15 protein-coding genes are annotated in these 15,255 nt (G+C 65.3%); 4 read left to right on the plus strand and 11 right to left on the minus strand.

Annotated elements, in window-relative coordinates:
• Positions 1-990 (plus strand): aminoglycoside phosphotransferase family protein (locus AAGA11_20620; GenBank protein ID MEM9605278.1); only part of this gene is annotated, 990 nt, incomplete at its 5' end.
• The gene (gene eno / locus AAGA11_20625; GenBank protein ID MEM9605279.1) at positions 987-2,285 is read left to right on the plus strand and encodes a phosphopyruvate hydratase; all 1,299 of its coding nucleotides are present in this window, start codon (positions 987-989) and stop codon (positions 2,283-2,285) included. The genes AAGA11_20620 and eno, both read left to right, overlap by 4 nt.
• Before the next feature lie 40 nt (positions 2,286-2,325).
• On the opposite strand, the gene AAGA11_20630 is transcribed toward eno, so the two are convergent.
• The 8 genes from AAGA11_20630 to AAGA11_20665 all read right to left on the minus strand — a co-directional run bounded on the left by AAGA11_20630 (position 2,326) and on the right by AAGA11_20665 (position 11,109).
• Positions 2,326-3,819, minus strand: a complete 1,494-nt coding sequence (locus AAGA11_20630; protein ID MEM9605280.1) for a mannitol dehydrogenase family protein — start codon at positions 3,817-3,819, stop codon at positions 2,326-2,328.
• Positions 3,820-3,821: 2 nt separating this feature from the next.
• Positions 3,822-4,595, minus strand: coding sequence for an L-iditol 2-dehydrogenase (locus AAGA11_20635; protein ID MEM9605281.1), 774 nt, complete (start codon positions 4,593-4,595; stop codon positions 3,822-3,824).
• 31 nt (positions 4,596-4,626) lie between these two features.
• A complete protein-coding gene (ugpC, locus tag AAGA11_20640; GenBank protein ID MEM9605282.1) occupies positions 4,627-5,664 on the minus strand; it encodes a sn-glycerol-3-phosphate ABC transporter ATP-binding protein UgpC in 1,038 nt (345 codons plus the stop codon).
• A 66-nt stretch (positions 5,665-5,730) separates the two neighbouring features.
• Positions 5,731-6,624, minus strand: a complete 894-nt coding sequence (locus AAGA11_20645; GenBank protein ID MEM9605283.1) for an AraC family transcriptional regulator — start codon at positions 6,622-6,624, stop codon at positions 5,731-5,733.
• A 36-nt stretch (positions 6,625-6,660) separates the two neighbouring features.
• Positions 6,661-7,497 carry a carbohydrate ABC transporter permease gene (locus AAGA11_20650; GenBank protein ID MEM9605284.1) on the minus strand — a complete coding sequence of 279 codons (837 nt, stop codon included), beginning with the start codon at positions 7,495-7,497 and terminating at the stop codon, positions 6,661-6,663.
• Positions 7,498-7,501: 4 nt separating this feature from the next.
• The gene (locus tag AAGA11_20655; GenBank protein MEM9605285.1) at positions 7,502-8,443 is read right to left on the minus strand and encodes a sugar ABC transporter permease; all 942 of its coding nucleotides are present in this window, start codon (positions 8,441-8,443) and stop codon (positions 7,502-7,504) included.
• A gap of 155 nt (positions 8,444-8,598) precedes the next feature.
• Complete coding sequence (locus AAGA11_20660; protein ID MEM9605286.1) at positions 8,599-9,879, minus strand: sugar ABC transporter substrate-binding protein; 1,281 nt, start codon at positions 9,877-9,879, stop codon at positions 8,599-8,601.
• 306 nt (positions 9,880-10,185) lie between these two features.
• Positions 10,186-11,109: a LysR family transcriptional regulator gene (locus AAGA11_20665; GenBank protein MEM9605287.1), complete on the minus strand. Its 924-nt coding sequence runs from the start codon at positions 11,107-11,109 to the stop codon at positions 10,186-10,188.
• 98 nt (positions 11,110-11,207) lie between these two features.
• Between AAGA11_20665 and AAGA11_20670 the strand changes: the two genes are divergently transcribed.
• On the plus strand, positions 11,208-12,104 hold the full coding sequence (locus AAGA11_20670; GenBank protein ID MEM9605288.1) for an SDR family oxidoreductase: 897 nt from the start codon (positions 11,208-11,210) through the stop codon (positions 12,102-12,104).
• 78 nt (positions 12,105-12,182) lie between these two features.
• Entirely contained in the window at positions 12,183-13,016 is an 834-nt protein-coding gene (locus AAGA11_20675) for an SDR family NAD(P)-dependent oxidoreductase (protein ID MEM9605289.1), read from the plus strand.
• Between the two features lie 42 nt (positions 13,017-13,058).
• Here the strand turns inward: AAGA11_20675 and AAGA11_20680 are convergent, their stop codons facing one another.
• From AAGA11_20680 to AAGA11_20690, 3 genes are all read right to left on the minus strand, one after another.
• A complete protein-coding gene (locus AAGA11_20680; protein ID MEM9605290.1) occupies positions 13,059-14,207 on the minus strand; it encodes an ATP-binding protein in 1,149 nt (382 codons plus the stop codon).
• Positions 14,200-14,937, minus strand: coding sequence for a response regulator transcription factor (locus AAGA11_20685; protein ID MEM9605291.1), 738 nt, complete (start codon positions 14,935-14,937; stop codon positions 14,200-14,202). Before AAGA11_20685 ends, AAGA11_20680 begins: the two co-directional genes overlap by 8 nt.
• A 129-nt stretch (positions 14,938-15,066) precedes the next feature.
• Positions 15,067-15,255: YHS domain-containing protein (locus tag AAGA11_20690; GenBank protein ID MEM9605292.1), on the minus strand; the 189-nt coding region annotated here is incomplete at its 5' end.

A 15,255-nucleotide genomic window follows, 5' to 3' on the forward strand; every position in this document is an offset into this window, starting at 1 on the left:
ACCCGCTGCCGGCAACTCGTCGTCGAGCTCGGTCTCGGCGCCGCCGACGACGTGGAGGCCGTCGAACCGCTGACCGGCGGTGTGGCGTCGGACATCGCACGCGTGCGCGTGGCCGGGCGCAACCTCTGCGTGAAATTCGCGCTGCCCAAGCTCAAGGTCGCCGCCCATTGGCAGGCGCCAGTGCACCGCAACGCCGCCGACTACGCGTGGTTGCAGGTGGCACACCGCGTGTCGCCGCGCAACGCCGTCGCCCTGCTCGGCCACTCGTCGACGCAGTTCGGTTTCGCCATGGCCTTTCTTGAAGGGGACGGGGTCTACCTCTGGAAAGACGCGCTGCTCGACGAGGCACCCGACCGGGGCGAAGCCGCCGCGGTCGGTGAGTTTCTCGGGCGAGTGCACGCGGCGTCCACCGCACCCGACTTCGACGCCAGCCCGTTCCACAACCGCGACGATTTCCACGCCTTGCGGATCGAACCCTACCTCGGCTACACCGCCACACAACACCCGGACGTGGCGCCGGCCTTGCACGCGCTGGCCGACACGCTCTACCACGCCGAGCAGGTGCTGGTGCACGGCGACGTCAGCCCGAAGAACATCTTCTTCCGCGACGGCGCACCGGTGCTGCTCGACGCCGAATGCGCGACCCTCGGCGATGCCAGCTTCGACCCGGCTTTCTGCCTCAACCACCTGGTGCTCAAGGCCGTGCACCTGCCGGACTCACGGATACCCTACCTCGGCAGCGCCTGCGCACTCTGGGGCGCCTACCTCGCGCACGTCAGCTGGGAAGACACCCACGCGCTCGAGCGGCGTGTCTGCCGCCTGTTACCCGCGCTGATGCTCGCGCGGGTCGACGGCAAATCGCCTGTGGAATACCTGGACGCCGCCGCACGCGAGACCGTGCGCACGCTGTCACGCGGGTTGCTGCTCGACCCACCCACCACCGTTACCGCGCTGGTCAAGCGCGTCACCGAGGAGCTGATCGACCCGTGAGCGCCATCACCGCCCTGCACAGCCGCCGCGTCTGGGATTCGCGTGGCAACCCCACCGTCGAGGTTGACGTCAGCCTGGCCTCCGGCGCACGCGGCCGTGCCATTGCCCCCTCGGGGGCCTCGCGCGGCACCCGCGAGGCCATCGAATTGCGTGACGGCGGCACGGCGTTGCGCGGCAAGGGTGTCTCGCAGGCGGTCAACAACGTGGGCGCGCGCATCGCACCGGCGTTGATCGGGCTCGACGCCGCGGATCAGGCTGCCGTGGACGCGGCGCTGATCGCGCTCGACCCGTCACCGCTCAAGGACACGCTGGGCGGCAACGCGACGGTTGCCACCTCGCTCGCCGTGCTGCACGCGGCGGCTGGCGATGCCGGGCTTGCGTTGTGGCAACACCTCGCGGCACGACACGGCACAACGCCGAGCATTCCCCTGCCAGAGATCCAGATCTTCGGCGGCGGCGCTCACGCGGGGCGGCGGGTCGACATCCAGGATTTCATGATCATGGTGCCGGGTGCCCGCGACTTCGACGAGGTCATGGAGGTCACCAACGCGGTCTACTTCGCCGCGGGCGACATCATGGCGCGCCGAGGCAAACTCGCCGGTGTCGCCGACGAAGGCGGCTGGTGGCCGCAATTCGACAGCAACGTGGAGGCGCTCGACACCCTGGTCGAGGCGATCGAGCTCGCTGGCGAGCGACCGGGCGACCGCGTGGTGATTTCGCTCGACGTGGCGGCATCGGAGTTTGGCCAGGACGGTCGCTACCGCCTGGCACTCGAGGATCGTGCACTCGACTCGGGCGAGCTGATCGACCTGCTCGGCAGCTGGCTCGACACCTACCCGATCGCGTCAATCGAAGACCCGGTTGGCGAAGACGACGCCGCCGGCATGGCCGAGTTCACCCGTCGCTACGGCGGGCGTGTGCAGATCATCGGCGACGACTACCTGGTGACCAACGCAGCGCTGGTCGACCGGGCCGCCGCGGCCGGGGCGTGCAACGCCGTGTTGATCAAGGTCAACCAGGCCGGCACCGTCAGCGAGAGCCTCGACACCTTGAGCGCAGCGCGTCGGCACGGCTGGGGGACGGTGGTCTCGGCGCGCTCAGGCGAAACCGAGGACGTGTCGATCAGCCACCTGGCCACCGGCCTCGGTGCACAGCAACTGAAGGTCGGGTCGTTCACCCGCTCCGAGCGTATGGTCAAGTGGAACGAGTGCCTGCGCATCCAGGACGAACTCGGCCGCGACGCCTTCGCCGGCGGCGCCGCACTGGCACACACGTGGTGGGGCAACGCCCGCTGACGCGCCGCCCGTATTGACCGCCTCAGACGCAGCGAGAGGCTCAGCCAGCCAGCCACGCCTCCAGCGTGGCTGACGTCCCCTCGGCCCAGAGCTGCGCGAGCCAGCGCTCGAACGCCGCCGTCACGCGCGCGTCCTCGGCGAGCTCGCCGTAGATGTGTCGCTGTTCCAACCAGCGCACCGGGGTGGTTCTGGCCTCGAGCGCAACCGCCTGGAGGGCGTCCCACTGCGGGTCGTTGGGCTCGATGGTGCTGCCGTCGTCGCGGGTGCCGGCGCACATCCGGGCCCAGAGCGCCTCGCCGAGCACCAGACCGTCGATCGGCCCGCCCGCGGCCAGGGCCTCGCGCACGGTCGGCAACAGGAAACCTGAATGCCGCGAAGACCCGTCGAAGGCCACGCGGCGGGTGGTGTCGCGGATGGCGGTGTTCTGAAAACGCGTTGCGATCAGGTCGATGTAAGCCTGCGGGGTCATCCCTGGCACCGGGCGCACGTGCGGAGCGATCTCCTCGGCGGCGACACGCCGGAAGAACCCGCTGACCAGCGGGTGGGTGGCGCAGCCGTCGATGGTTTCCACGCCGAGCAGTTCACCGGCGTTGGCAAGCAGCTGATGCCCGCCGTTCAACAGCCGGATCTTCATGGTTTCGAAGTCGTGTACGTTGTCGGTGAACTGCGCGCCGACGGCGTCCCAGTCCGGTCGACCGTCGCAGAAATCGTCCTCGATAACCCACTGCCGAAACGGCTCGTGGGTGACCGGCACCGCGTCGTCCAGACCGAAGCGGCGGGCCATGGCGAGCTCGCACGGCCCGGTTGCGGGCACGATGCAGTCGACCATCGAATTCGGGAAGCTGCCGTGGCTGCCGAGCCAGGCGGCGAACGACGGATCCCTGAGCTCGGCGAGCGACAACAGGGTCTGGCGCAGGATCGCACCGTTGCCCTGCAGGTTGTCACAGCTCATGCACGTGAACGGCGCGAGTCCGCGCTCACGCCGCAACCGCAAGGCCGCCAGCATCGCACCGAAAGCGGTGCGCGGGGTGGCCGGGTGGGCTGCGTCGTGGACGATGTCGGGGTGGCCGGCGTCGAAGGCGTTGGTGGCCGGGTCGATGTAGTAGCCGCCTTCGGTCACCGTCAGCGACACGATGCGGATACCCGGATCCGACAGGGTGTCAATCAGCGCGGCGTTGCTCGCCTCGATCGGCACGTAGTCGATGATCGATCCCACCACTTCGGCAGTGCCTGACTCGGCGCTGAGCTCGACCAGCGAGTAGAGGTAGTCCTGCGCTGCGAGCTTATCGCGCTGTGCAGCGTCGAACGCTCGCACACCGGCGCCCACAATGGCCCAGTCGTCCGCGAGACCCTGTTGCATGAGCTGTTGCAGAAACCACGCCTGGTGCGCGCGGTGAAAGTTCCCGACGCCGATGTGCACGATACCGGGCCGCAGTGCGCTGCGATCGTAGGTCGGTCGCACCACACTCGACGGCAGTGACTCCAGTGTGGCCTCGCGCAATGCGCCGGGCTTGCCAATCTCTTGGTGCTGCATGATCAACTCATCCACTGCCCGCCGTCGACGTTGTACGTCTGGGCGACGATGTACTCGGCCTCGTCCGAGGCAAGGAAGACCGCCATGCCGGTCAGGTCCTTTGCGGTGCCCATGCGGCCGAAGGGCACGGCGGCACCCACCTCCGCCTTCTTCTGACCGGGGGCTTTGTTCTCATAGCGCGCAAAAAACGCGTCGACGCCGTCCCAGTGTTCGCCGTCGACAACACCCGGCGCAATCGCATTCACGTTGATGCCGTGTTCGATCAGGTTCAGGCCTGCCGATTGCGTGAGGCTGATCACCGCCGCCTTGGACGCGCAGTAGACCGACACCAGCGGCTCGCCGCGGCGGCCCGCCTGGCTCGCCATGTTGATGATCTTGCCGCCACCGCCACGCGCCACCATGTGCCGTGCAACCGCCTGCATGCAGAACAGTACCCCCGCGACATTGATCGAAAAGACGTTGTCGAAATCCGGGCGCTCGACCTCGACGATCGGCGCCGCGGTAAACAACGCCGCGTTGTTCACGAGGATATCGATCTGACCCAACTGCTCGACCACCGTGTCGACCGCGGCGTCAATGCTGGCTTGCGAGCGCACATCGAGCTCGACCGCAACCGCTTTCTCACCGAGCGCGCTGGCCGATGCGTGCGCACGCTCAAGGTCGATATCGGCAATCGCCACTTGAGCCCCTTCGGCGATGTACGCCTCTGCGAAGGCCAGCCCAATGCCACGAGCAGCCCCGGTGATCAAGGCCTTTTTGCCGTCAAGACGGTCCATCATGGCCTCCCCCGTTCACACAATCGTGCGTTCATTCGATGCGGGTGCCAGCGCTGGCATCAAAAAAGTGCGCCAATCCCGACTTGAAACCAAAGTGCATGACTGTCCCCTTTGGCACCGCCGGCGGTTTCTCGGTCTTGGCGATAAATTCGACGTGGGACGGCGTAAGCAGGTGGACCAGCGCGTACTCGCCGAGGTTCTCGACGAGTTCCAGTGTGCCTTGCACCACGGCATCCTCGGCGCCTGTCTCCACCAGGTGCTCCGGTCGCAAGCCCACCTGCATGGCGTTCGTCACCTCGCGGCCCAGCCGGGAGGCCGCGTCGGCGCTGAGGTCATCGGCAGCGAAGAAATTCATCTTCGGGCTGCCAATGAATTGCGCGACAAAAGCGTTCTGCGGCCGATCGTACAACTCGATCGGCGACCCGACCTGCTCGATCAGGCCGTCACGCAACACGACGATCTTGTCGGCCAGTGTCATGGCCTCGACCTGGTCGTGGGTGACGTAGATCATCGTGGTGCCGAGTCGCTCGTGCAGCCGCGCAATCTCCAAGCGCGTTTGCACCCGCAGTGCGGCGTCGAGGTTCGACAGCGGCTCGTCAAACAGGAACACGTCCGGGTCGCGCACGATTGCACGTCCGATGGCCACGCGTTGGCGCTGACCCCCGGACAGGTTGCGCGGCGCGCGGTCCAGGTAGTCGGTGATCTGGAGAATCTCGGCTGCGGCCCGCACCCGCTTGTCGATCTCGGCCGGCGGCGTCTTGGCCTGCTTCAACCCGAACGCCATGTTCTTGTACACCGTCATGTGCGGGTACAACGCGTAGGTTTGAAACACCATCGACACACCCCGCTTCGATGCGGCGATGTCGTTGACGACCGTGTCGCCGATGGACACGGTGCCGCCCGAAATCTCTTCGAGGCCGGCAATCATCCGCAGCAACGTGGACTTGCCGCAGCCGGAGGGCCCGACAAACACGACGAACTCGCCGTCGACGATGTCCAGGTTCACGCCGTGCACCACTTGCACGTCACCGTAGCTTTTGCGCACATCGCGCAGAGTCAATCCGGCCATGTTAATTCCATCTCTGCAAGGTTGGGACGCAAGACGTCGGGGCATGGAAACCGTCGGAAGCAGCCATCAGGACGATGACTCCCGACGCGGTGCGAGGTCCTTGCGGGCAGTCTCGCGGTATTCGGAGGGCGTCATACCCTTGACCCTCAGGAAGTGGCGGTTGAAGTTCGCGAGATTCTTGAAACCCGCCTCCTGGGCGATCGAGGTGATCTGGTTGTCCGAGGCGTACAGCATCCCGCAGGCCTGGCCAACGCGGATGCGGTTCAGGAAATCCACGAAGCTGTGTCCGGTGACCGCAGCGAAATTCCGGCTGAAGGTGATCTCGGTCATGTTGGCCAGCTCGGCCGCCTGGGCCACGCTGAAGCCTTCAAAATAGTTCGCGGTGATGTGGTCCACCACCTGGGCAATCCGCGCGTGCTTGCTGCCGCCCTCAGGCTGAATGAGCTTGGTGACCGACAGCGTCTTCTTCTCGGCGTGCTCGTTCAGGCGCACCAGAAAGCGGATGAACGCGAGAATGCGTTCGGCACCCTGGTTGTCCCGGATCGCCTCCATGTGCCCGCGCGCAAAGGTCGGGTTGAAGCCTTCGAAATAGATGCCGGATTCCGCCATGCGCAGGAATGTCAGCACCTGTGAGAACTCCGGAAACCCGTCTGCGAGTTTCTCGACACTCTCGTGGCTGAACTGGATCAGCATGTCGCGGATGGCGACAGGTTCGGCCCACACCTGGTCGGTGATCCAGTTGTGCGGCAGGTTGGGCCCGGTCATGAACAGGTCGCCGGGCTTGAATTCACCGATGTGGTCACCGACGAAGGCCTTGCCGCGTGTCTCGACAATCAGGTGCAGCTCGTACTCTTCGTGCGCGTGCCAGCGGCACAGGTCCGTTGGCCAGCCGTGCTCGAGGTACCGAATCGACCGCGTGCTGCGGTCGACTTTTTCGATTTCGGGTTCAATGATCGACACGTCTCGACCCCACAGACCCGATGACCCGGCGGTGCGTCACTTGACCGCCCCGAATGTCAAGCCGCGCACCAACTGTTTCTGGCAAAACCAGCCGAGCACCACGATCGGCCCGACCGCCGCGGTCGACACCGCCGAGAGCCGCCCGAAGAAGAGGCCCTCCGGTGCGCGGTTGCCCTCGATCAGCTTGGACAGCGTTGCCGCTTCGGTGGTGGTCAGACGCACGGTCCAGTACGCCTCGTTCCAGCAGAAGATGAAACAGAGCAGCGCCGTCGAGGCGACGCCGCCCCACGCAAGCGGAATGAGGATGTCCTTGATCTCACCCCAGGTGCTGACGCCGTCCATCTTTCCCGCTTCGATGATCTCCTTTGGAATTTCCTTGAAGTAGGTGAACAGCATCCAGATCACAATCGGCAGGTTGATCAGGCACAGCACGATGATCACCAGAAAGTGTGTGTCGAACACACCGAGGAAGTTCTTGGTCAGGTAGGTCATCGGGTAGAGCACCGCCGCCGCAGGCAGCATCTTCGTCGACAGCATCCAAACCAGGATGTCCTTGGTGTGCCGACTCGGGTTGAAGGCCATTGCGTAGGCCGCCGGCACCCCGACGATCAGCGCCAACGCCGTTGCAAACACCGAGGTGATGACCGAGTTGGTCGCAAAGCGCCAGTAGTCGTAGTTCTCGGTCATGTTGAGGTAGTTCTCCAGCGTCGGCGTGAAGCTGAAGAGAAACTCGGGTTTGACCGCGTCGGCGTCGGTCTTGAAGCTGGTGAACACCATCCAGAAGATCGGGAAGAAGAAGATCAGCGCGATGGTCCAGGCCAGCACAGGCCAGAAGATCCTGCCGAATGACGAGGTGTGATCGATCGTAGCCATGGCGTCAGTCCATCAGGTTCTTGCCGACCATGCGCAGCAGGAAGATCGCCACGATGTTGGCCAGGATGACGGCAAAAATGCCGGTTGCGCTCGCCGCGCCAATGTTGTTCGACGTGAACTCGCCGATCAGGTAGGGCAGGTTCTTGTTGCCGTTGCCCCGGCTGACGATCTCGATCTCGGCGTACAGCGACAGGTGGAAGATCGACTGGATCATCACGACGATCGCAATGGGCCGCGCCAGGTGCGGCAGCGTGAGGTTGCGAAAACGCGACCAGGCGTTGGCACCGTCGAGAATTGCGGCCTCTTTCTGCTGCTCGTCTTCCGACTGCAAGGACGTCATGAAGATCAACACGGCGAAGGGTGTCCACTGCCAGGTCACCATGATGATGACCGCGTAGGCCGAGGTGTCCGTGCCGCGGAAGGAAATCGGCTCGAGCACGGGCCAGAGCGAGAAGAAGGCACCGAGCACCGGGAAATCGCGGAGGCCGGCGACGGTTTCGTTGATGGCACCGACCGCGATCCCGTTCAGCCCGAGGACGGGGTCGAGGATCATGTTGATCCAGAGCACCGCGTTGACGGCGGGCATCACGAAGAAGGGCGAGATCAACAACACGCGGACGATGCCGCGACCGGGGAACGTGCGGTTGACCAGCATCGCCAGTGCCAGACCGAGCACCACCGTCGCAACGAGGATGCTGCTGACGATGAACAAGCTGTTCTCAACCGCCAGCCAGAAGTCTTTGGCTTTGAACAGGACGTATTCGTAGTTTCCAAACCCGCGCCAGTTGCTCAGGCTTGGCTGCGTCCACTCGGGGCGCCGAAGGCTGTTCAACACGTAGCGGATGAACGAGAAGTACAGCGTCATGCTCAGCGGCACGAGCATCCAGAGCAACAGCAGAATTACCGCTGGGGTTTGCAGCAAACGGGGGAGCCTACGGTCAGACATCGCTCAAGGACCCCTTGGTGTTGATGGGAACGGTGGAGGGAGGATCGAATCGAAACGCCAGCTGCTGGCGGCAAACGCGACGGGCGTGTGCCGTTGCGTTCGGAAAAAAAGGGCCCGACGGGTGTCCCGCCGAGCCCGGGGCCCGCTACCTGTGCTCAGTAGTAGCCCGCTTCGCTCATGATTGCGTCGGCTGCTGCTTGAGCCGCTGCCAGTGCGTCTTCGACAGACTTGGCACCCGAGAGGGCTGCTGCCATTTCCTGACCGAACGCGCCACCGATTTCCGGGAACTCCGGAATGGCGACGAACTGCACACCAACGTACGGCTTGAGATCGGTGGGCTCCGGTGCAGCCGATTCGATGGCTGCCATTTCAGCAGCTGCAAATTTGGCGACAGCCTGGAACTCGGGAATCGCGTAGGTTGACGCGCGCTGGCCGGTCGGGACAGAACCCCAACCGAAGTCCGGGTGCGCAGCAACGGCCTGGACGTAGTCTTTCGACGTGGCCCACTCGATGAACGCTTTTGAGGCATCCGCGTTCGGGGAGCCCGCAGGGACAGCCATGGCCCAGGCCCAGAGCCAGTTGGCGCCAACCGGGTTGCCCGCGTTCGGCGACTGCGCGTAGGCGACGTTCGGGTTCTCGAGGAAAGACGCTGCGATGGTCGCATCGATCCAGAGGCCGCACTTGTCTTCGTTGTAGAGCGCGAGGATTTCGTTGAAGGAGTTGCCCTCAGAGCCCGGCGGCCCGTAGCTGCTCAAGAGATCCACGTAGAAGTTGACAGCCGCGTTCCACTCAGCCGAATCGAGCTGTGGCTTCATGTCCTTGTCGAACCAGGCCGCGCCGAAGGAGTTCGCAACCGTGGTGATGAACGCACCGTTGTCACCCCAGCCGGGCTTGCCGCGCAAGCACGCGCCGTAGATGCCGTTGTCGGGATCGTGCATCGCTGCGGCTGCAGCCTTCACGTTCTCCCAGGAGTCGTTGTCAGCGATGGTCACGCCTGCTGCGTCAGCCAGATCCTTGCGGTACATGACCATGGACGACTCACCGTAGAACGGTGCAGCGTAGAGGGTGCCGTCGTGTGACAGGCCGGCACGCATGGCAGGCAGGATGTCGTCAACGTCGTAGTCGGCACCGAACTCCAGCGGCTCGATCCAGCCGGCTGCACCCCAGATGGGCGCTTCCTGCATGCCGATGTTGATGATGTCGTACTGGCCGCCGCCGGTGGCGGTGTCAGAGGTGACCTGCTCGCGCAGCACGCCTTCTTCCAACGAGACCCAGTTCAGCTTGACGCCGGTCTCTGCGGTGTAGGCTTCTGCAACTTTCTGCATGTTGATCATGTGACCGTTGTTCACGATCGCAATCGTCAACTCGGTCGCAGCAGCGGTGGTCGACAGTGCAACGCCCATTGCCAGCGAGAGAGCTGTGTTGTGTAGTTTCATCAATTTTTCCTCGATTAAATCGAAAGATACCGTCTCCGTGCGGCACGCTAATCTGCTCGAATCGACCCGCTCACGCCAATACAATAATAACAATCATGCATACATTTTCATCATTCACTGCAATCCTGTGCCGATTGCGTGCACCGGCGCTATAGTGCCGAGCATCGAGGCCGGCCCGCGCGCCTGTTCGACCGCATATGACATCCCACGGACGTCGCGCCACCACGCCAACCGCTGACCGCAGCCGCTCAGCGCAACCGGTAAAACCACCGCGATACTCGAAAAACGAACCCGAACCGAGCCGAATCAGTCGCCACCAACGGCCTCCAGCAGCGCCGGCACCTCGCGCTCTGCAAGCGACAGCACAGCGTCGAGCCGCGCGACGCCGCGGCTGCCGGGCCGGTAGCTGAGGAAGACCGGCATGGGCTTGGACGCGAAGGCCGGCACGCTGCGCACCAGCGCGCCCGAGGCCAGCGCCTCGGTCAGCATGAAGTGCGGCAGCAGGGCGTAACCGAGTCCCGCAAGCGCCCACTGGTAGAGGATGGTCAAACTGCGCGCCGAGTAGTGCCCACTGACGTCCACGCTGGACTCCGCGTCGTGCGAGAACAGGTGCCATACCGTGTGTGCCTGGTCGCTGCGAAAAATCAGACACGGCGCGCGGGCGAGCTCGGCCACGGTCGAGACCGGCGCCGCCCGCGCGAGCGCGGGCGTCGAGACCACCCAGCTGCGGAAGGCACCGAGCTGCCGCGCAACGAGCCGGTCGTCGTCGAAACTGCCGACCCGGAAGGCGAGGTCGGTGCGCGGGTCCTGCATGTCCTCGAAGGCGTAGGACGGGCGCAAGGTCAATTGCAAGCCCGGATGGTGTTCGCGAACCGCCGGGAAGAAACGCGTGGCCAGCAGCCCGCCGAACTCCGGTGTCGCCGCGACCGTGACCCGGCCTGACACCGCGCCACTCTCCTCGCGCGCGATGTCGCTCAGCAGATCGACCTCCGCGAGGATCGAGCGGATCCGCGTGTGCAGGCGCGCGCCGACCGGCGTGAGTTTCACCGAGCGTGCCCCGCGCTCGAGCAGGCGCACGCCGAGCTGCGCCTCGAGCTGGGCCACGTGCCGGCTGACACCCGACTTGGCCAGCCCAAGGCGCGTGGCCGCGGCGCTGACCCCGCCCAGGGACGCAACCGAGTGAAAACTGCGGAGCGCTGCCAGTGTTATCGTTCTATTTTCTTGAACCATAGTTTCTAATTTTAACCACTGTTGCTCTTTGTGGGTCAACTCTAAGCTCTCCTCCACGCAACGCCCCACGCCAGGGGCACCCCACAGGAGAGACCGCCATGAACATTCTGATCACCGGTGCGAGCAGCGGCTTCGGCCACTTGACCGTCGAGGCGCTGGTGGCCGCTGGCCACCGCGTCGTTGGCACCGTGCGCGACCCCGCGGGGCGCAATGCCGACGCTGCAACCCAATTGCGCGCGCTGGGTGTTGAAACCGTCGACATCGATGTCACGAACGGGGCGTCGGTTGAAGCCGGTGTCGCCGCTGCGACGGCCTCTCTCGGTCACATCGATGTGCTGATCAACAACGCGGGCGTCGGGGTGCACGGCCTGCAGGAGAACTTCTCCGCCGACGAGCTCCACCGCGTCTTCGACATCAACGTCTACGGCGTTCACCGCATGTGCCGCGCCGTGTTGCCGGCAATGCGCGACAAGCGATCCGGTCTGATCCTCAACATCTCAAGCCTGCTCGGTCGCGTCACGATGCCGTTCTACGGCCCGTACAATGCGAGCAAATGGGCGGTTGAGGCCCTGACCGAGAACTACCGAATCGAGCTCAGCCAGTTCGGTGTTGACGTCGCGATCATCGAACCGGGTGGCTTCCCGACCAACTTCTTCGGCAATCTGGTCCACCCGCAGAACACCGACCGCGATGCCGGCTACGGCGAGATGGCACACGCACCGCACGCAGCGCTCGAGGGCTTTGCGGCCTTTCTCGACGACAACCCGCAGCAGGCGCCGCAGCTGGTAGCCGACGCCGTGTTGAAGGTGGTCGACGCCGCGCCCGGCACCCGCCCGTTCCGCACCGAGGTGGACCGCGTCGGCATGGGTGAACCGATTCAGGCGTACAACGCCCACCTCGCCGACGTCACACGCGGCATTTTTACCGCGCTGGGCATGGATGGCATGCTGTCACTTCAGCTCGCAGAGCAACCGGAGACGGCCGCGGCGCCCTGAGCGGGCCACCCGCCTGCGGGCAATCGATGCTTCACCCGGGGCGCCTGCACCGCGGCCCCACCCCACCGGAGACCACGCATGACCCACCCTGCCCTCACCGCCGACTCGGTGGCCGTCGTCACCGGCGGCGCCTCCGGTATCGGCCTGGCAATCGCCACCCGCTTCGCGTCCATCGGCATGCGCGTGGTGGTGGTGGACCGCGACGCCGACGCCCTCGCGGCAGCCGAGGCACCGATCCGCGCGCACGGTGCGGCCGACGTGATGCTGGAAGCGGTGGATGTGAGCGACCGCGCCCAGTGGGTTGCGCTCGAGGCGCGCGTGGCCGAGCGCTTCGGCGGCACCGACATCCTGGTCAACAACGCCGGTGTCGGTCAGCGCTCCGCGTGCCTCGGCGAACTGGCGCCGTGGACCACGATGCTGGACGTCAACCTCTGGGGGCCGATCCACGGCACGCAGGTCTTTGCCGAGCGCATGCTGGCGCGCGGTCGGCCGGGCGCCATCATCAACACCGGCTCCAAGCAGGGCATCACCACGCCGCCCGGCAACCCCGGCTACAACGTGAGCAAGGCGGCGCTGAAAGCGTTCACCGAGGCCCTTGCGCACGAGCTGCGAAACGCCGACAACCCCTCGCTGAGCGCCCACCTGCTGGTGCCGGGTTTCGTGCACACACCGATGATCGGACTCGCGGAGAAACCCATTGAGGCCTGGACACCCGAGCAAACCGCGGACTTTCTGATCGAGAGCCTGTCACGCGGCGACTTCTACATTCTCTGCCCGGACAACGAGACGCCACGCGCGCGAGACGAACGGCGCATCGCCTGGGCCACGGGCGACCTGATCGAGAACCGCCCCCCGCTGAGCCGCTGGCACCCCGACTACGCCGAGGCCGCCAAACAGTTCATCGACGGGTAGCTTGGGGTCGCAGGCGCCCGCCCGCGCGTTCAAGCCGCGTGCTCAGGCGGCGCCGCGCACCGAAGCATCCACCGTCGCCATGGCCGTGTTGCCCGAGACGGTCGGCAGTTCGACGGTGATGACCAGGCGGTCGTTGTCGAGCGACGCGCGCACGCGCCCGCCCGCGGCCATGCACAGTTGCTTGACGATGGCGAGGCCGAGGCCACTGGCGTGCTCCTCGGGGGCCCGCGTTCGGCTGCTCGACAAGCGGTAGAAGCGATCGAACAGGTAGGGCAGCGCCGCGTCGTCCACATCGGGAGCGTAGTTGCAAAACTTGAGCGCGAGTGTGCAAACGCGTGCGCCGGGGGAGGCCTCGATCACGCAGGCGTCCGTTGGCTGCGCGTAGCGCACCATGTTGGACATCAGGTTGTCGATGATCTGACGCAGGCTGTTGGCCGACACCGCCAACTGCTGCGACGCCACTGCGTCGTCGACCCGCACTTCGATGGCCAGTGCACGTTTGGCAAAGCGGCCCTCCCAACGTGCCACTGCGTCGCTGAGGTGTTCTGCCACGGACGCCGTCGCCGTGTCCGCCTCCTGCGCGAGCGCGGCGAGTTCGAGGGTGTCGATGGTGCGGGTCAGGGCTGTGAGTTGACTCAACTCGCCCGCCATCAATTTGAAAAACCGCTCATCCGGTTGCACCACGCCGTCCTCGAGCCCCTCGGTGTAGCCGCGCAGGTTCGTGATCGGCGTGCGCAGCTCGTGGCTGAGGTCGGCCATGTACTGGGTTCGGCGTCGTTCCTCCTGCTCGAGTGCCGCCGCGAGAGCGTTGATGTTGCCCGCAAGGTTGCCAACCTCGCCCCGCGTCACGGACGAGCGAATGCCGTAGTCCCCGTGCCGCAGGCGATCGGTCGCGCGCGCGAGCGCGCGCAGCGGCCGCACGATCACCCAGGCAAGGCCAATCGACGCGACCGTTGCGGCGAGCAGGCCGATCAGCACACTGGTCCACAGCTGCCGCTCGACGTCGTCGACGTACATCGCGTGGAGTTGCCCGGGCTCGATGTTGAACGTGCTCATCAAGCGGTCGGAGTACATGGTGCTCTGGTACATGAAGGCCCAGTACCAGACTGCCGCCAGGCCGAGAATGATCACGACGTTCGCGACGATGATCTGCAGCGTGAGCCACGGCCACTGGCGCAGGCGACTACCCACCGGCGGCCTCCGCTGCCTCCAGCGCGCGCGGCGCCAACTTGTAACCAAACCCGCGCACAGTCTGGATCATCGCCCCAACGCCGTCGCCGAGTTTGGTGCGCAGGTGGTGCACGTGCACGTCGATGGCCTTGGGGCTGACCGCGTGCTCGGAACCGTACAGGCAGGCGATCAGGGCGCTGCGCGAGAACACGCGGTTCGGGCTCGCCACCAGCTGCCGCAGAATGCGGAACTCGTGCGGTGTGAGGTCGACGAAGGCACCGGAGACCTGGCAGGTCAGTTCGGCTTCGTCGAGCGAGAGCGGCCCGACATCGAGGGCCTCGGCGTGTTGGCGCGGCTGACCCGCGCTGCGCCGCAGGATGGCTTCGATGCGCACCAGCAGCTCGCGCGGGGAAAAGGGTTTGACCAGGTAATCGTCAGCGCCCGCGTCGAAGCCGTTCAGGATGTCGGTCTCCGCACCAAGCGCGGTCAGAAACACCACCGGCGTGTCGATGCCACTCTCGCGCATCGCCGTGGCGATCTCGGTGCCGTGCGTGTGCGGCAGCATCACGTCCAGCACACAGAGGTCGAAGCGCTCGGCCAGTGCCAGCGCCAGCCCCACCTTGCCATCCGACGCCACCACCACCTCGTGGCCTGCGCTTTCGAGGTACGCACTGAGCAGGTTGAGGATGTTGGCGTCGTCTTCGACAACCAGGGTCCTCGCAACCGGTTCGGCGGATGCGGATTCTGACATGAGCGGTTTCAGTTTGGCGTGACCCATGGGCGGCGCTTTGGTGTTGAAGACATGCCAGCTCTGACAACACCGCAGCGCCGCGGTTCGCCCCCCAACAGCGTTTGAGGGGCACGTAGTACCACTTACGTCCTACTGCGCAAGCAGGGCTTCGCGTGAGGTTGCGAAGATGGTTTTCCAGTTCTTCTCGCCCTTGCGGATCACGTTCTCGGTGTCGGCGAGAAAGAGCTTGTTGTGCGCAGCCGGGCTGCTGTTGAGGTAGAGCTGGCCGTCAACAACGGCGAACAACTCGGGCAAGGTCGGGACTTTCTTGCCCTTGCT

The sequence above is a fragment of the Pseudomonadota bacterium genome, from assembly GCA_039196715.1.
In the GTDB taxonomy this organism is placed as follows: domain Bacteria; phylum Pseudomonadota; class Gammaproteobacteria; order CALCKW01; family CALCKW01; genus CALCKW01.